The sequence below is a fragment of the Flavobacterium sp. genome (assembly GCF_040402895.1).
Lineage (GTDB): Bacteria > Bacteroidota > Bacteroidia > Flavobacteriales > Flavobacteriaceae > Flavobacterium.
In genome coordinates this window covers 425,381-443,545 of the sequence record NZ_JBBALR010000001.1, presented here as the reverse complement: position 1 = coordinate 443,545, position 18,165 = coordinate 425,381, and the positions used below count along the sequence as shown (strand labels likewise).

The 18,165-nt window shown below is 33.5% G+C and carries 12 protein-coding genes; 8 read left to right on the top strand and 4 right to left on the bottom strand.

Features of this window, described 5'->3' with window-relative positions; genetic code table 11:
* Positions 1-99: 99 nt before the first annotated feature.
* From ileS to ABWP60_RS02030, 8 genes are all read left to right on the top strand, one after another.
* Complete coding sequence (ileS, locus tag ABWP60_RS02065) at positions 100-3,501, top strand: isoleucine--tRNA ligase (protein WP_353147778.1); 3,402 nt, start codon at positions 100-102, stop codon at positions 3,499-3,501.
* Positions 3,502-3,556: 55 nt separating this feature from the next.
* Complete coding sequence (locus ABWP60_RS02060) at positions 3,557-3,937, top strand: TraR/DksA family transcriptional regulator (protein ID WP_353147775.1); 381 nt, start codon at positions 3,557-3,559, stop codon at positions 3,935-3,937.
* 83 nt (positions 3,938-4,020) lie between these two features.
* On the top strand, positions 4,021-4,614 hold the full coding sequence (locus tag ABWP60_RS02055; RefSeq protein WP_353147773.1) for a lipoprotein signal peptidase: 594 nt from the start codon (positions 4,021-4,023) through the stop codon (positions 4,612-4,614).
* An 88-nt stretch (positions 4,615-4,702) separates the two neighbouring features.
* Positions 4,703-5,923 (top strand): aminotransferase class V-fold PLP-dependent enzyme, encoded by a 1,221-nt coding sequence (locus ABWP60_RS02050; RefSeq protein WP_353147770.1) that lies wholly within the window; start codon positions 4,703-4,705, stop codon positions 5,921-5,923.
* 15 nt (positions 5,924-5,938) lie between these two features.
* Complete coding sequence (locus ABWP60_RS02045) at positions 5,939-6,373, top strand: hypothetical protein (RefSeq protein WP_353147767.1); 435 nt, start codon at positions 5,939-5,941, stop codon at positions 6,371-6,373.
* A gap of 2 nt (positions 6,374-6,375) precedes the next feature.
* The gene (locus ABWP60_RS02040; RefSeq protein ID WP_353147764.1) at positions 6,376-6,795 is read left to right on the top strand and encodes a SufE family protein; all 420 of its coding nucleotides are present in this window, start codon (positions 6,376-6,378) and stop codon (positions 6,793-6,795) included.
* Positions 6,796-6,866: 71 nt separating this feature from the next.
* Complete coding sequence (locus ABWP60_RS02035) at positions 6,867-7,190, top strand: SUF system Fe-S cluster assembly protein (RefSeq protein ID WP_353147761.1); 324 nt, start codon at positions 6,867-6,869, stop codon at positions 7,188-7,190.
* 91 nt (positions 7,191-7,281) lie between these two features.
* The gene (locus ABWP60_RS02030; protein WP_353147758.1) at positions 7,282-7,785 is read left to right on the top strand and encodes a DUF2480 family protein; all 504 of its coding nucleotides are present in this window, start codon (positions 7,282-7,284) and stop codon (positions 7,783-7,785) included.
* A 7-nt stretch (positions 7,786-7,792) separates the two neighbouring features.
* Here the strand turns inward: ABWP60_RS02030 and hflX are convergent, their stop codons facing one another.
* From hflX to ABWP60_RS02010, 4 genes are all read right to left on the bottom strand, one after another.
* Entirely contained in the window at positions 7,793-9,022 is a 1,230-nt protein-coding gene (gene hflX / locus ABWP60_RS02025; protein ID WP_353147756.1) for a GTPase HflX, read from the bottom strand.
* 47 nt (positions 9,023-9,069) lie between these two features.
* A complete protein-coding gene (locus tag ABWP60_RS02020; RefSeq protein ID WP_353147753.1) occupies positions 9,070-10,671 on the bottom strand; it encodes a peptide chain release factor 3 in 1,602 nt (533 codons plus the stop codon).
* A gap of 402 nt (positions 10,672-11,073) precedes the next feature.
* Positions 11,074-12,735, bottom strand: a complete 1,662-nt coding sequence (locus ABWP60_RS02015) for a T9SS type A sorting domain-containing protein (RefSeq protein WP_353147750.1) — start codon at positions 12,733-12,735, stop codon at positions 11,074-11,076.
* Positions 12,736-13,548: 813 nt separating this feature from the next.
* Positions 13,549-17,928 carry a PKD-like domain-containing protein gene (locus ABWP60_RS02010; RefSeq protein ID WP_353147747.1) on the bottom strand — a complete coding sequence of 1,460 codons (4,380 nt, stop codon included), beginning with the start codon at positions 17,926-17,928 and terminating at the stop codon, positions 13,549-13,551.
* Positions 17,929-18,165: the final 237 nt, after the last annotated feature.

Genomic DNA, 18,165 nt, shown 5'->3' with positions numbered 1-18,165 from the left:
AAAAGAAGTTTTTTCTTAACCTACAACTTTTGCCTTATACCTTTTGCCTTTTCTCATTAAATCATTACTTTCGCAAATTGATTTAAGATAGCGACAAAAATGAGTACAAAATTTACAGAATATAAAGGACTTGACTTACCAACAGTAGCTTCAGAAGTTCTTGATTTTTGGAAGGAAAATAACATCTTTGAAAAAAGTGTAGCTACACGGGAAGGAAACCAACCATTTGTATTTTTTGAAGGGCCACCTTCTGCAAACGGATTACCTGGAATTCACCATGTGATGGCGCGTGCTATTAAAGATATTTTTTGTCGATATAAAACTCAAAAAGGATTTCAAGTAAAACGAAAAGCGGGTTGGGATACGCACGGATTACCAGTAGAGTTAGGTACTGAAGCCGCTTTAGGAATCACAAAAGAAGATATTGGAAAAACCATTTCTGTTTCAGATTACAACGAAGCATGTAAGAAAACAGTAATGCGTTACACCGACGTGTGGAACGATTTAACCGAAAAAATGGGCTATTGGGTAGATATGGAAGATCCCTATGTGACCTACAAATCCAAATATATGGAATCGGTTTGGTGGCTACTAAAACAAATTTACAATAAAGATTTACTATACAAAGGCTACACCATTCAACCGTATTCGCCAAAAGCGGGTACAGGATTATCTTCGCACGAAGTAAATCAACCAGGTTCATATCGTGATGTAACAGATACGACAGTTGTAGCGCAATTTAAAACTAAAGAAGACACATTACCAAACTTTTTACAAGGTTTTGGAACCATTCATATTTTAGCTTGGACCACTACGCCTTGGACGTTACCAAGTAATACCGCTTTAACGGTGGGACCAAAAATTGACTATGTTTTAGTACAAACATTTAATCAATATACTTTTGAGCCTGTAAATGTTATTTTAGCTAAGAATTTAGTAGGAAAACAGTTTGGAAAAGGATTTATTGCAAGCACAGAAGCAACTGATTTTGAAAATTTTAAAGCTGGTGATAAAAACATTCCATTCAAAATTTTGGCTGAATGTAAAGGTTCTGATTTAGTTGGAATTCGTTACGAACAATTGATGAAGTTAGCTTTACCCTATCAAAACCCAGAAAATGCGTTTCGAGTAATTGCAGGAGATTTTGTAACTACCGAAGATGGAACAGGGATTGTACACACCGCACCTACTTTTGGAGCAGATGATGCTAAAGTAGCCAAAGAAGCCACTCCAGAAGTACCACCAATGTTGGTTTTAGATGAAAATGGAAACGCAGTTCCTTTGGTAGATTTGCAAGGTAAATTCATTTCTAATTTAGGTGAATATTCTGGGAAATACGTTAAAAACGAATACTACAATGAAAGCGAAGCGCCAGAACGCTCTGCCGACGTAGAAATTGCAATTCAATTAAAAGAAGAAAACAAAGCCTTTAAGGTAGAAAAATACGTGCACAGTTACCCACATTGTTGGCGAACAGACAAACCCATTTTATATTATCCGTTAGATTCTTGGTTCATCAAAGTAACCGAAATTAAAGATCGAATGTTCGATTTAAACGAAACCATCAACTGGAAGCCGAAAGCTACTGGAGAAGGGCGTTTTGGGAATTGGTTAAAAAACGCTAATGATTGGAATTTATCGCGTTCAAGATATTGGGGAATTCCTTTGCCAATTTGGAGAAATGAAGAAGGAACAGAAGAAATTTTAGTAGGTTCTGTACCAGAATTAGTTCAAGAAATTGAAAAAGCAATTGCTGCGGGCTTTATGACCGAAAATCCATTCAAAGGATTTGAAATCGGAAATATGTCTGAAGAAAATTACGATTTAGTCGATTTACACAAAAATGTAGTAGACGAAATCGTATTGGTTTCGACATCTGGAAAACCAATGAAACGAGAAAGTGATTTAATTGACGTTTGGTTCGATTCGGGGGCGATGCCTTATGCTCAATGGCATTATCCTTTCGAAAACAAGGATAAAATTGACGAAAACAAAGACTTTCCTGCCGATTTTATTGCAGAAGGAGTAGACCAAACTCGTGGTTGGTTTTATACTTTACACGCTATTTCTACTTTAGTTTTTGATAAAATTGCTTATAAAAATGTAGTGTCAAATGGTTTAGTATTAGACAAAAACGGACAAAAAATGTCAAAACGTTTAGGTAATGCTGCTGACCCTTTTGATACCTTAGCCGAATATGGCCCTGATGCTACACGTTGGTATATGATTTCAAATGCCAATCCGTGGGATAATTTAAAATTCGATTTAGAAGGTATTGCTGAGGTACGAAGAAAATTCTTTGGAACGCTTTATAACACCTATTCTTTCTTTGTTTTATATGCCAATATTGATGGTTTTAACTACAGTGAAGCTGAAGTTCCTTTAGCAGAAAGACCAGAAATTGACCGTTGGATTTTGTCCGAATTACATACGCTTATTCAAGTAGTTGATGTCGCTTACGCAGATTACGAACCTACTCGTGCTACAAGAGCAATTTCTGATTTTGTTCAGGAGAATTTGAGCAATTGGTACGTGCGTTTATGTCGTCGAAGATTTTGGAAAGGCGACTATGCTCAAGACAAAATTGCCGCCTATCAGACGCTTTATACCTGCTTAGAAACGGTTGCAAAATTAGCTGCGCCGGTAGCGCCTTTCTTTATGGATAGACTTTATAAAGACCTGAATGCCAATACTAATAAGGAAAAATTTGAAAGTATTCACTTAGCTAATTTTCCTATTTCGGTTGAAAACTTTGTTGATAAATCACTAGAAAGTAGAATGCAGAAAGCACAAACTATTTCATCGTTAGTTTTATCACTACGTAAAAAAGAAATGATAAAAGTACGTCAACCTTTACAAAGAGTAATGATTCCTGTACTTGACGCTACTTTTAAAGCTGAAATTTTAGCTATTGAAGACTTGATCAAGGCGGAAGTTAACGTAAAAGAAATAGAATTATTAGAAGACGCTTCTGGGGTATTAGTAAAGCAAATTAAACCTAATTTTAAAGCATTGGGACCTCGTTTTGGAAAAGATATGGGCTTGATTGCCAAAGAGATACAGTCTTTTTCGCAAGATCAAATTAATGAATTAGATAAAACAGGTGAACTAACTATTACGAGTTCTGAAAAAAGTATTACTTTAACAGTCGAAGATGTAGAGATTTCTTCTCAGGATATTCCGGGTTGGTTAGTGGCCAATTCAAACGGAATTACAGTAGCTTTAGACATCACAATTTCTGAAGAATTACGTAAGGAAGGGATAGCGAGAGAGTTAGTCAATAGAATTCAAAATATTCGTAAAGATTCTGGTTTTGAAGTTACAGATAAAATTAAAGTTCAAATACTAAAAAATGATAGTATTGAACAAGCAGTAATAGCAAATGAATCGTACATTAAATCAGAAACACTAACCAATGAATTAATTTTTGTATCAGAAATATCAAATGGTACGGAAGTTGAGTTTGATGAGTTAAAAACAATAATACTAATTTCAAAATAATAAAACCATTTGGTGTTATTGGATTGAAATTATAAATTTTAAAAACAGGTCAATTATGATAGATCAACAAATAAGATTCTCAGATGCAGAATTACAAGAATTCAAAGAATTAATTAATCTAAAGTTAGATAAAGCTAGAAACGACTTAGAATTAATTAAGAGCGCCTATTTAAACGATTCTAACAACGGAACGGAAGATACTTCTCCAACATTCAAAGCATTTGAAGAAGGAAGCGAAACCATGAGTAAAGAAGCGAATTCGCAACTGGCGATTCGTCAGGAAAAATTCATTCGCGACTTAAAAAACGCTTTAATCCGAATTGAAAACAAAACCTACGGGATGTGTAAAGTAACCGGAAAATTAATCAATAAAGAACGTTTAAAAATAGTGCCTCACGCTACTATGAGCATTGAAGCTAAAAATTTACAACGTTAAAAAACGTTAATAAAAATAGAAACGCTCCTTTTGGGGCGTTTTTTATTCGTTAAAATTACTACTTTTGCACAAACATTAAAAAAATGAACCTAAGAAAAGCCGCTTTATTTGTATTTCTTATTTTACTTGTTGATCAAGCAAGTAAAATTTACATCAAAACAAATTTTTATATTAACGAACAAGTAAAAGTGTTTGATTGGTTTAGAATATATTTTGTGGAAAATGAAGGAATGGCATGGGGCGCTGAAATTCCAGGTAATTATGGCAAATTATTTCTAACCCTTTTCAGAATTATTGCGGTCGGAGGTATCTCTTGGTGGTTAAATGATTCAATTAAGAAAGGATTATCTAGTTATTTGACTTTTGCCATCACTTTAATTTTAGCTGGGGCTATTGGAAACATCATCGATTCTGTTTTTTATGGGGTAGTTTTTAATGATAGTTATAGTCAAGTAGCTACAATGTTTTCTGACAACCCTTACGGAACATGGTTTCATGGTGAGGTAGTAGACATGTTTTATTTTCCTATAATTAAAGATTTACCAATGCCAGACTGGATACCAGTTATTGGCGGAAGACCATTTACATTTTTCAACGCCATTTTCAATGTAGCCGATGTAGCCATTTCTACAGGATTTGGAATTTTAATTGTATTCAACAAAAGGTGTTTTAACTAAAAACAAAACATAATTTTCTGTTATTTTAATCTTTATTTATTCCTATTTTAAATAATCATATCGTAAATTTGTCTAAAATAGTTTTGATATGTTCGATATTCAGAAAATAAGAACGCAGTTTCCAATATTGTCACAAACGGTTAATGGAAAACCCTTAGTGTATTTTGATAATGGAGCGACTTCGCAAAAACCTCAAGTAGTAATTGACAGTATTGTAGATTATTATTCCAATTACAATGCAAATATTCATAGAGGGGTTCATACGTTGAGTCAATTAGCTACCGATGCCTATGAACAAGCTCGAAATAAAATTCAAAAGCATTTTAATGCGAAACAGCCGTACGAAATCATTTTTACATCAGGTACAACCGAAAGTATTAATTTAGTAGCCAATGGTTTTGCCTCTTTATTGGAAAAAGGAGATGAAATTATGATTTCTGCATTAGAACATCATAGTAATATTGTGCCTTGGCAAATGTTATGCGAACATACGGGGGCGATTTTAAAAGTCATTCCAATAAATGTTCATGGCGAATTAATTTTATCCGAATATGAGAAGCTACTCTCAAAAAAAACCAAATTAGTTTGTTGCAATCACATTTCAAATGCTTTAGGAACGCTAAATCCAATTGAAGAAATTATAAAAAAAGCACATGACGTTGGGGCAGCAGTCTTAATTGATGGCGCACAATCTTGTCCACATATTAAACCCGATGTGCAAGCGTTGGATGTTGATTTCTATGTAACTTCTGCTCATAAAATGTGTGGGCCAACAGGCGTTGGAATGTTATTTGGTAAAGAAGAATGGTTGCGCAAATTACCTCCTTATAAAGGCGGCGGAGAAATGATTGCTACCGTGACTTTCGAAAAAACAACCTATGCCGATTTGCCACATAAATTTGAAGCCGGAACGCCAAATGTTTGCGGTGGAATTGCTTTTGGTGCTGCGATTGATTATATGAACGAAATTGGATTTGATAATATTGCCAAACATGAACACGAATTACTAGTTTATGGCACTAAAAAACTTCAAGAAATTGAAGGATTAACCATTTACGGACCGACAGATTTATTTAAAAAAGCATCTGTAATTTCTTTCAATATTGAAAACATTCATCCGTATGACATTGGCACGATTATAGATAAATTAGGTATAGCGGTTCGAACTGGCCATCATTGTGCACAACCAATTATGGACTTTTATAAAATTCCAGGCACAATAAGAGCCAGTTTTGCCTTTTACAATACCAAAGAAGAAATTGATATATTTGTAACGGCTTTGAAAAGAGCTAAAATGATGTTATCGTAACTAAAATCTCAACTTATGAAAAGATTGTTAATCCTTTTTACCGCGATGCTATTTCATTATGCGTGTAGCGAAACTAAAAGTGTCGTTGTAGAAAACGTACCTACAATTTATTATGAGGCAAGCACTAGGGGTTTTTTTCTTGCAATAAAAGTTGAAAATCAAGTACTTTATACTTCTAATGAGAGAGGTTTTAAAGAATATTCAAATAAATTGGTGCTTTCAGAGGAAGAATGGGCAGAAATTTCAACATTAGCCAAAGCGGTCGATTTAGCAAAAGTAAAAGACTTGAATTGGCCAACAGAAAAGCGATATTATGATGGTGCGGCACACGCTAATATTATTTTCGAAGCAAAAGGCATTAAATATCCAGCCAATGGTTTCGACCATGGTTTTCCACCTACAGAAATAGAAAAATTGGTAAATAAAATTACAAAACTAGCAGAAAAATAATAATGAATATTAAAGAAATACAAAATGAAATTGTTTCCGAATTCTCTATGTTCGATGATTGGATGGAACGTTACGAATACATTATCGAATTAGGAAAAGGATTGCCAATTATTGAAGAGCATTTCAAAACAGAAGACAATATCATTAAAGGTTGTCAATCTAAAGTTTGGGTTCATGCAGAAGAAAATAACGGAAAAGTCTTTTTTTCAGCTGATAGCGATGCCATTTTAACTAAAGGAATAATTGCTATCCTAATTAGAGCTTTTTCCAACCAAACTCCGGCTGCAATTTTAGAAGCAAATACTGATTTTGTAGATGAAATTGGATTAAAAGAGCATCTTTCAGCCACTCGAGCCAACGGCTTGGTTTCGATGATAAAAAAAATAAAAATGTATGCTTTAGCATTTGAAGCAAGAAATTAAAAATTGAACACACAAGTGAATCATTTGAATAATACTTATATGACTTATTTGTTATAATAAAATCCCAAAAAATGGAAGAATTTAAAGACGAAATAAACTTAGGCGAAAGTGTAGTTACTGCATTAAAAGGAATCTATGATCCAGAAATTCCTGTGGACATTTATGAATTAGGTTTAATTTATGACGTCATGATTAACGAAGACAATGAAGTTAAAATATTAATGACGTTAACCTCTCCAAATTGTCCAGTTGCTGAGTCGCTACCAAAAGAAGTGGAAGAAAAAGTTGAAAAAATTGATACAATTAAATCTTGTGAAGTAGAAATTACTTTTGATCCACCATGGAGTAAAGATTTGATGAGCGAAGAAGCTAAATTAGAATTAGGAATGCTTTAATAAATAGTCTGAAAGTCAAAGGTTTGAATGTCTTAAAGTACATATATAACTTTTAACATTACGTCTTTTGACATTCGACTTTTTGACTAAAATGAGTGAAATAGTAAATAAAGTGGCCAATAGCGCCTTAATGGTTTTCGATTTAGAAGATTATTATCCGGATAATCATGTGATAGCAGTTGATGTATCGCAATGGTTGTTTGGTGGTGCTATTTTGAAGGAAACCGAATTTAGAGCGCAATTAAAAGCAACTGATTGGTCAGTTTACGAAAATAAATACGTGGCATTATATTGTTCAGAAGACGCAATATTACCGGCTTGGACGTACACATTAGTTGCTGTTCACTTGGCGCCATTTGCTTTAAAAGTAATTCAAGGCACTAAAGAATTGGCAATTATCGATTGGTATCAAGATATTTTAAACAAATTGGACTACACAGATTATCTTGAAAAACCGATTATTTTAAAAGGGTGTTCTAAAAAAGAAGTCCCTAATGAAGTGTACACTTTGGCTATTCAAAAATTAATGAAAGTAGCAAAAAGCATTATGTTTGGGGAAGCGTGTTCTGCGGTACCTTTGTACAAAAAGAAATGAATTTAATCTAATTTTCTTCTTCTTCAATTACATCTTTGTAATCTGGATATAAAAATTTATTGTAAGGAAAACGACTGATATGAATGCTTCGCACCGCTTCATATACTTTTTCTCTAAAAGCTTCAAAGTTTTCTTTTTCGGTTGCTGAAATAAAAAGGGTGTTGTTTTCTCCTAAATTACTCATCCATGTTTGTTCCCAATCTTGAAGCGAGAAATTTTTAGACGTTTTTTCAATAGTTTCATCGCTTTCATCAATTTTTACATATTTGTAGGCGTCAATTTTATTAAAAACCATAATTGTTGGTTTATCGGCACTTTTAATGTCTAATAAAATTTTATTTACAGCTGCAATATGATCTTCAAATTCAGGATGAGAAATGTCTACCACATGTAAAAGCAAATCGGCTTCTCGTACTTCATCTAATGTACTTTTAAAAGAATCAACCAATTGAGTAGGTAGTTTTCTAATAAAACCAACGGTATCAGAAAGTAAGAAGGGTAAATTTTTAATAACCGTTTTTCTAACGGTGGTGTCTAGTGTAGCAAAAAGTTTATTTTCTACAAATACTTCGCTTTTACCAACAGCATTCATTAATGTAGATTTCCCAACATTGGTATAGCCCACTAAAGCCACGCGTACCATCGCGCCACGATTCCCTCTTTGGGTAGACATTTGTTTGTCTATGATTTTTATTTTTTCTTTTAGCAAGGAAATTCTATCCCTTACAATTCGCCTATCGGTTTCAATTTCTGTTTCCCCAGGACCACGCATACCAATACCACCGCGTTGACGTTCTAAATGTGTCCACATTCCTGTTAATCTAGGTAATAAGTATTGGCATTGTGCTAATTCTACTTGTGTTCTCGCATAAGAGGTTTCGGCACGTTGTGCAAAAATGTCTAAAATTAAATTGGTGCGATCTAACACTTTACAATCTAACTCTCTAGTGATGTTTTTTTGTTGTGAGGGCGTTAATTCATCGTCAAAAATTACTGAATTGATATCATATTCTTTGATGTAGGTTTTAATTTCTTCAAGTTTTCCAGTCCCTACAAACGTTTTTGGATGGGGTTTATCTGTTTTTTGCCAAAATCGTTTTACTACTTCACCGCCAGCTGTAAAGGTTAAAAATTCTAACTCGTCTAAGTATTCATTTAATTTTTCTTCACTTTGATTTTGAGTGATAAGCCCAACAATAGCGGTCCTTTCAAAGATATGTTTTTCAACTTCTAGCATATTTACAAAAATAGGTATTAATATTCATATTGTTACCAACAGAAATATTAATTTTCGTTTTTATGATAATCTGAAGTATAATATAATTTCACACTTGGGTATTTTTGATGGGTCATTTGAATTGAAAATTCACTATCTGCCAGAAAAACCAATTGTCCATGTTTATCGTGTCCTAAAAACTTCTGTTTCACACGTTTAAATTCTTTAAATTCTTCGTTTTTCGGATCGTCTGGAAGTACCCAACACGCTTTGTATGCAGGAAAGTTTTCGTAAGTACATTTTGCTCCGTATTCGTGTTCTAAACGGTATTGAATTACCTCATATTGTAACGCGCCTACGGTACCAATTACTTTTCTACCATTCATTTCAATCGTAAATAATTGCGCCACACCTTCATCCATTAATTGATCGACACCTTTTTCTAATTGTTTCGCTTTTAAAGGGTCGGCATTATTTATATATCTAAAGTGTTCTGGAGAAAAACTGGGAATTCCTTTAAAATTCATGGTTTCACCTTCAGTAAGGGTGTCGCCAATTTTAAAATTTCCAGTATCGTGTAAACCTACAATATCACCTGGATAGGAGATGTCAACAATTTCTTTTTTCTCGGCAAAAAATGCATTTGGACTACTAAATTTCATGTTTTTTCCTTGTCGAACATGAAGGTAAGGTTTGTTTCTTTCGAAAGTTCCCGACACAATTTTTATAAATGCCAATCTATCGCGATGTTTAGGATCCATATTGGCATGAATTTTAAATACAAAACCGCTTAATTTTTTTTCATCCGGTTTCACTAATCTGGTGTCAGACTCTTTTGGTCGTGGTGTAGGAGCAATAGCAATAAAACAATCTAGTAATTCACGAACTCCGAAATTATTTAATGCTGAGCCAAAAAATACAGGTTGTAATTTTCCTGATAAATACTCTTCTCTATTAAAAGCAGGATATACCTCTGTAATAAGTTCTAATTCTTCTCGTAGCTTATTTGCTGGTTTTTCACCAATAATTTTTTCTAATTCAGGGCTTTGGATGTCTGAAAAAGCAATGGTTTCTTCAATATTTTTTCGACTATCACCTTCGAATAAATTAATATTTTTCTCCCAAATATTGTAAATTCCTTGAAAATCGTAACCCATTCCAATTGGAAAACTCAATGGCGTTACATGCAAACCTAGTTTTTGTTCTACTTCGTCCATTAAGTCAAAAGCGTCTTTACCTTCACGATCCAGTTTGTTAATGAAAACAATCATAGGAATGCTTCTCATTCTACATACTTCCACCAATTTTTCTGTTTGCTCTTCAACGCCTTTTGCAACGTCAACAACAACAATAACGCTATCCACAGCAGTTAGCGTTCTAAATGTGTCTTCCGCAAAATCCTTGTGACCAGGGGTATCTAAAATATTTATTTTTTTTTCTTTGTAATTGAATGCTAATACGGAAGTAGAAACCGAAATTCCACGCTGACGTTCAATTTCCATGAAATCAGATGTAGCGCCTTTTTTTATTTTATTACTTTTTACGGCTCCCGCTTCTTGAATGGCACCCCCAAAAAGAAGTAACTTTTCTGTTAAGGTAGTTTTACCAGCATCTGGATGCGAGATGATTCCAAAAGTTCTTCTTCGGGCAATTTCTTTTTCGAAACTCATGAGTATTAATTTTATGCAAAAATACTATTTTTAATACGAATTTCTATATCGATATGGTTTTAATGATAAGATTTTAAAGCTTGAAAGGAAATTAAAAATCGTAAAATTGCAACATTCACAATAAATTAATAATACATTTGAAAGTATATGCCAATAAAAAACGGCTAATTTATTTTAGCCGTTTAATTCTTAATTTTATGATTAAATTTTAACTGTTTATTTTAACTTTTTTTCTTTTTGAAAATAAATAAACAATTACAATTGTAAAAATAATAATAATTGGTATGTAGTTATTAATTGGCACATCTTCTACATCATCATCAAAACCTGGTTGTCCGAACAAATTTATTGTATTGAACAAGAACAAAAACAAAAAACATATTAATTTATGTTTTCTAAGAATTAATTTTTTATCCATTTTTTTACGATATTTTTGGAGTCCTTACTAATTACTATTTGGTAAATCCCTGTTGCTAAACTTGAAGGTACTTTACAATTTATTACATTAGTGTCAGTTGCAATTAGTTCCAAATCGAGTAACTGCCCTAATGAATTGTACATTTTTATAGTATAGTTTGAAGCATCTAATGGCAATTGTAAATTAAAATAATTACTTGATGTTGGATTAGGAAATAAATTAACGGAATCAACATTAAAATCATCAGTGTATAATACTTCTGTATTATACACAATTTCAAATCGATTGTAGGCAGTAGAAGCGGAATTAGCAAGATCAACAGAAAAATTGTAATTAACAATTGGGTTTACTTCAGTAAATGTTTGAGTGAATTTATCGTGTATATAGGGTGTTATCCCATTATAATTGTTCAGTTTTGCAACTAAAGTGTAATTTGAATAACGATATGAGGTAAAGTTTAAAGGGTAAATTGTAGTAATTTGTGGTGATGGAAAACTTGCTATACTCAATTTTGTATTATCAACAAACACAGAAATATTTTCGTCAAGATTAGTTAATTTTTTTGCATCATTTGAATCAACTGAATTTGAATTGGTAGTTCCAAAATACAAAAGAGCACCATCTAAAGAAGTTGGCTGTTGGTTAAAACTAGATCCTTCATACAAAGTAAGACGTAAAGAACCTAAATTTGCGTTAGATTGGGAATGATTAGTTCTATATACATTTTCGTTGGTTCCATCAGTATATTTATTATTTTCATTAAATGATATACTTGCCGCTCCGTTTAAATCGGTTGTTACAAAACAAGCTTGCATAGGTTGTAAATATTGATTCACATATGAACCATCAACATTATTTTCATCGTTTAAAAAAGTATAGGTTACATAAGCTCCTCTTCCGTTTGCTCCTCCTACTTTTGGATCCCAAACATAATAAAAATTGCTATTTAAATTTGTACTATTTGTTAATACGTCACGCATATCCACCGGAGATTGATATGGATTACCTATAAAATTATAACCACCAGTTACTTGGCTTAATGTAGAATTAGTGTACGAACCAATTTTTAAAGTTCCTGTAGTTCTTAAAGTTGTTACTGAAGGAGTTGCCGCATTATTATTTAAATCTACAGCACGACTTCCCCTAATCATAATTCTGTATGGATCACCAGCTACAAGTGTATTAACATCAGTGTTTGTAATAGATGACCAAGCTTGAGTGTTATTATTATAATTAAACATTGACGGTGCACCAGATTGTTGCGCATCAAAACCATTAGCGCCAGTTACTGAACCCGTAATATGAGTACCATATCCAGGGGACGTATTTAAATTATTAGCATACGGAGTTGTTGTATTATTTTGGTTTTCTTGCCAATTGTATTTAATTGAAGTTGAAGTTGTTACTGGCGAACTCAAAAATCTAAAAGCACGCTTTGATGGAATGTATCGTTCAACAACTATATTATTGACAGTTCCTCCAGTCGATTGCTCCACTATGGCAGTCTTGTTTGCGGTACTTCTCATAATTAATTTTCCACCACCATCAATAGTTCCTTGATTAGCAAGTAAACCATCCGAAATAATTAAGTAACCTGAGTTAACGGTTGCCGTACCTTCAGTCTTATCAAGTTCTAATCTTTTCACTATAACTGAAGTGCCAAGATCAAATGTTTGAGTAGCGCTATTTCCTGTTACATTTAGGGTACCATCATTTAAAGTTAAGGTCCCATTATTGTCAATATTTCCAGCAACAAATAACTTACCAGTACCTAAAGTAATAGTACCTTCATTTATAATATCACTTGCAGAATAAAGATTTTCTGCATTTGAATATAAATTTGACCACCTGCGCTAACTTTTAATTGGGCAAAGCAACAAGTTGATGATACTATTACAAAAAACAAAAATAATTTTATTTTCATAACAATGTAAATTGATTATCAGGAACAAAAGTAATGATAAAAACAAAATAAACTATAAAATAAAGGATTTATTCAAATTTTTTTAAATCCTAAAAAGATTCAAAAAAGAAATTATTGAAACTAAAGAGTATATTTCCTCTAAAATCAGGACGACTTGATTAATTGAAAATTATGAAAAAAGTAGAAGAAAGTTTGTTTAGTATTCAAAGCCAAAGTTGCTATTGAACCATTAATATTGTGAGACAATATCAGAACTTACTTTTGCATCCTAATCAAATATTGTAATGGAGCTAGCAGGTTATAAATATCGTTCTGTTGCATTGATTACGATTTCACCGAAAATCACATAGCTATAAAAAGACGGTATATATATTCCCCGAAAACGATGATTTCCAACTCTAAAATCACCAAAGATATTGAGTTGATTATTTGGGTCATTTTGACGTTTGAAAAAAAAGTGTGTAAAATAAAAAGGGAGTAAAAAAAAGAAAGAGGTCATAAAGACCTCTTTCATTTAATTAACAAAACAATATAGTTATTCTTTAACTAATTTTTTAACAAAAGTTTCATTATTTGATGTGTTGTAAATTTGTACAAAGTAGATACCACTACTTAATGAAGAAACATCCTCATTAATAATATTAGTACCTTCTGTTAACTGTACATTTTTAGTTCTAATTACCACACCATTGATGTTGTATATTGTCATTGACATTTCACCTACTTGAGATGATGTTAATTCTAATGTAAAATTATCTCTAGCTGGATTTGGATACATCGAAACTACTGAACTTGTAGGAGCGGCCATTTTAACAGCTACAGGGGGGCAAGCAGTACTTAACAACGTAATTGATTTTATAGCGCTGCTAACATTACATACATTTCTGGCAGCAACCGTCAATTTTGTTGAAGTCACTGTTCCTGAAACTGCTGAAAAATCAACTGTAACGCTTGTAGTTCCTTGACCACTAACAATAACAGCCCCGTTCGCAGGTGTCCAAACATAATTTGTTGCTCCAACAACTGCAGGAATTGTGAATGTTTGAGTAGCACATCTTGTAAATGATGTAATACCAGCAGAACCTGTAACAGTTCCTACTGAAGACATTGCTGATGCAATAACAAGTGTTCTGTTTGTAAGACTATTTCCAACACCATTTACTGAAGTTATTGTAACTGTTTTAGGAGACAGGGTAGTGTTTCCAACAAATCCATTAGGATAAGTAACAGAGAACGTTAAATCACTTGTTGCTAATACATTTAATGTATTTGATGAATTACTAGCTGAAGTAACAACTGATCCTGTTGGAGCAGTAATAATGTATGAACTTGCAAGTGCATTAGGAGTTATAGTATAATTATAAGTGCTACCACCACAAATTCCTGAAATTTGACCTGATACAGCTGAAACGGCACTTGGTAGTGTAGCTTTTAATGTTAATAATCTAGCTGTAGAAGTTGTTGTAGGTTCAATTGCTGATCCATTATTTGTAGTCGATTGACCAACACCATTACTTGATTTAACTCCAATTCTTAACACTTTAGTTAAAGCTGTTGCGGTAGTTAAAGTGTGAGTATTATCACTATTAACACCTGAGAAATTAACAGTAATTTCATTTGTAGTACCTCCAGATAATTGATTTACGCCTTCTGGCAATTCCCAAACATAAGAAGTAGCTGTAAGCGATGGTGTCGCAACTAGTCTTAATACTCTATCAGTTCCCATGTATCTACCAAAAGAAGTAACTGCTACAGGTAATAAAGTAGTAGCATTTACTGGTAATGTATCATCATACATTTTTATTGAACTAGGTGCTGTAGGTAAAACTTTAGTAAGAGCTACAGATTTTGCAGCGGTTCTACAACCATTAGCATTTTGTGCTTGAACAGTTATAGCTCCAACAGCTCCAATTCCCGAAGGAACATTAAGGAAATTAACCGTTACAGTATTTTCTGTTTGACTAACGATGTTTACTCCTGTTGGTACTGTCCAATAGTAAGTTAAACCAGCACCAACAAATGCTGGAACTCTATAAGTTACTGTGTTTGACGTTCCAACAAACTTTCCAACTGCTGTTGTAGCAGCAAGGTAAGTTCCCGGAGTTACTGTAGATTCAGTATTACTTGTTATTGTTCCTAAAACTTCTGTTGGCAATGCTAGTACATTAACTGTAATAGTTGCTCTTGGGCTTTCACTTCCATTTGACAACACTTGAGACACTTGATATTTTTTTGTCCCAGTTGTTGATGTGGAAGGTGTTGGCGCTGTAGAAGAAGAAGCACCGTAAGTAGTAATTCCTGTAGTTGCATTAGTAGTACCTGTGTACCATTTTAAAGTATTTCCTGAAAAACCACTTGCCGTTAACGGCGATGCAACTACACCTTTACAATAGTTAACTACAGCTGTTGTAGTTGGTGCTACTGAAGTAGGAGTTGGTTTAGTAAAGTAAATATTATCAAGATAAACAATACTACCCGCTGGCGTACCAACTAGCTTAAATTGTTGAACTGCAGTTAAAGCAAGTGTGTCATATGATGACATTGGAATATCAATACTATTCCAACCACTTTGTGTAAGTGATACGGTAACCTTTTGCTCTGCCGGTGGAACGCCAACAGGAGCAGAGTCAATTAAAAAGAAATCAAATGAAGTACAATTTGGTGTCCAAATGTCAACGTGTAACGTAGTCATTGATGAAACATCTATAGTACTTGCTAATTGAACTCCTTGGTAGGTCAAATTATCAAGTTTCAACGTATTGTTTGTTTCTATTTGAACCACAGCAGGTGCTATATATCCTGTAGGTTGTCCCCAATATGGGTAAGAAGCACCACCTTCATTGGTGTAAGCATTACTAAAAATAGACAATACTCTATCCGCAGGAACTGTTGGCGTTGGCGCAGCAGTTGCTGGTGGAAGGAATGAAACAACAAAAGAAGCTGTAATAGTTCCAGGACCAAAACCGCCAGCAGCGGCTTGAGTAGCTGTGATTATGGTTGTTCCGCCTCCTTCAATTGTAATTTCATCTCCGCTAATTGAAGCTACAGCCGTATTACTAGACGTGTAAGTAAAACTTCCAGGACTATTACTAGTTGGAGGTGTAATAGTAAAAGCAGCATCGTCAATGTTTTTTGACGGTATACTAAAATTTGTTATTGTTGGAGCTGGTTGAGATGATTCTGGTCTGTAAAAATAAAAGTTATCAACATATACAGTAGATCCACCTAATTGTGGGTCTAATAAAATTTGTGTGATTTTAGACTTATTTAATGATGTCCCAAATTGAGACATTGGAATATCTACGCTTCTCCATGTACCCGTTACAACTGGATCTTGTACAATAGTAAGTCCCTCTCCACCATCAATGGTGTTCACAAGCTTGGCTATCATAATTTTATTATCTGGAGTCCAATAATCAATATGCATAGTGGTCATTTGAGATAAATTGATACCACTACCATAATTAGTAACCATACCCAAGAATTCACCTCCAAATTTCCATGTAGCATTTCCTGCAATAGTTTCAACCGTAAACGGCGCTACTGCCAATTGTGACCATGATGTAGGAAGTTCATTTAATGTTACATTATCATAAGCACCACTAAATAGAGATACTACATCCCATGCATTTCTTGCAGGAGGAGTTGGTGCAGCTGTACTAGGAGGAAATCCTTCATCTATTGCACCATCACAGTCATTGTCTAAACCATCAGCAATTTCTGTAGCACCAGGATTCATAGCTGCGCTAGAATCGTTACAATCTGTATTGTTTACAGAATATCCTGTTGGAGCTGTTTCTGCTGTCAATAAAACTGCTGCCCCTGCACCATAACCATCATTATCTGTATCTGCATAATAGGTAAATGTACCAGCAGGAGCTTTCCAGAAATAAATATTGTCTAAATAAACTGTACTTCCAGTTGTACCAACATACTTGAATTGTATAATATTTGATTTGTTAGGTGTAGTATAAGATGTTAAAGGAATATCAAAACTATTCCATCCAAGAAAAGTTGGTGTTAAAGTTACAGCTTGTTCAACAGGACCTGGGCTAATTAAAAATACTTGGAAAGAGGCACAATTAGTTGTCCAAATATCAATATGCAAGTACTCCATACTTGATGCATTAATTGCAGAGGCAAATTGATTTCCTTGGTAATTTAAATTTGAATATTTTATTGTTGGATTTCCTGCTGCACTATACTGAGTATATTGAGTAGATTGACCCCAGTTTGGATAGAAATTAGTTCCAGCAACATTGGTATAAGCATCACTAAATACAGATATTACATCTTCAGCGGCTTTTGTAGGTGTAGTAGCAGCAGTAGGAGGTGCTGTAACAGCACATGGACCACAAGACCCACCACAATCAACACCGGTTTCTGTTCCGTTTTGTACACCATCGTTACAAGTTGGGATATTGTTTGTTCCTCCGGCAAAATCATCAACTAAATAGGTTCCCGTTAGGTTATTATTGAAATCTGTAAATAAAACAAATTTAGCATAACTGCCTAAACCTGTACCAAAATCTAAAGTAATGGTTTGCCAGTCATTTCCCGTTGTAGTAAATCCAAGCTGAGTTTGTGCTGCACCTCCGGTACCTTGTTCAAACTTTAATAAATGGTTTCTAGTTGTTAAACCCGCATCTCCAATAGGCTTTATTCTAAAGGTAATAGTATTATTACCATTATCAGAAAGATTTAAGGTTTGTGCTAAGGTTAACTGATAAGTGTCATAAGGTTGGTTTACACTAACTAATTGACCAACCTCGTTGCCTTCATCCGTTATGATACTAAAAGCGTTCCCGTCGTATCCAGTAAGCACATCTGTACCATCTGTAAAATCTAAAGGAAAGGTCTGCGAATATCCTAATGAAATAGTCATCAGGAAAAATAATAATAAAAATTTTTTCATTGAATATAATTTTAAAGTTGAAATGTAAATTTAAAATAATTAGCAACACAACCGAAAACGTTTGCGTACATAAAAACTATACAGTTTTAAATTTTAAAAAAACTTTTCAAAACCATTATATAAAGTAGATTATTGCTAATAAACATAACATCTTCGTTTTTAACATTGTATGTGTTGTTAAGGTAATGTTAAGGTAAATTAAAGTTTATTTTTTTAAAAATTAATAAAAGAGATAAA

Bases quoted from the DNA above. Each gene is read 5' to 3' on its own strand.
- ABWP60_RS02030 (WP_353147758.1), top strand. From the start codon at position 7,282: ATGAGTGAAATAGTAAATAAAGTGGCCAATAGCGCCTTAATGGTTTTC.
- ileS (WP_353147778.1), top strand. From the start codon at position 100: ATGAGTACAAAATTTACAGAATATAAAGGACTTGACTTACCAACAGTA.
- ABWP60_RS02060 (WP_353147775.1), top strand. From the start codon at position 3,557: ATGATAGATCAACAAATAAGATTCTCAGATGCAGAATTACAAGAATTC.
- ABWP60_RS02055 (WP_353147773.1), top strand. From the start codon at position 4,021: ATGAACCTAAGAAAAGCCGCTTTATTTGTATTTCTTATTTTACTTGTT.
- ABWP60_RS02020 (WP_353147753.1), bottom strand. From the start codon at position 10,671: ATGAGTTTCGAAAAAGAAATTGCCCGAAGAAGAACTTTTGGAATCATC.
- ABWP60_RS02045 (WP_353147767.1), top strand. From the start codon at position 5,939: ATGAAAAGATTGTTAATCCTTTTTACCGCGATGCTATTTCATTATGCG.
- ABWP60_RS02035 (WP_353147761.1), top strand. From the start codon at position 6,867: ATGGAAGAATTTAAAGACGAAATAAACTTAGGCGAAAGTGTAGTTACT.
- ABWP60_RS02050 (WP_353147770.1), top strand. From the start codon at position 4,703: ATGTTCGATATTCAGAAAATAAGAACGCAGTTTCCAATATTGTCACAA.
- ABWP60_RS02010 (WP_353147747.1), bottom strand. From the start codon at position 17,928: ATGAAAAAATTTTTATTATTATTTTTCCTGATGACTATTTCATTAGGA.
- hflX (WP_353147756.1), bottom strand. From the start codon at position 9,022: ATGCTAGAAGTTGAAAAACATATCTTTGAAAGGACCGCTATTGTTGGG.
- ABWP60_RS02040 (WP_353147764.1), top strand. From the start codon at position 6,376: ATGAATATTAAAGAAATACAAAATGAAATTGTTTCCGAATTCTCTATG.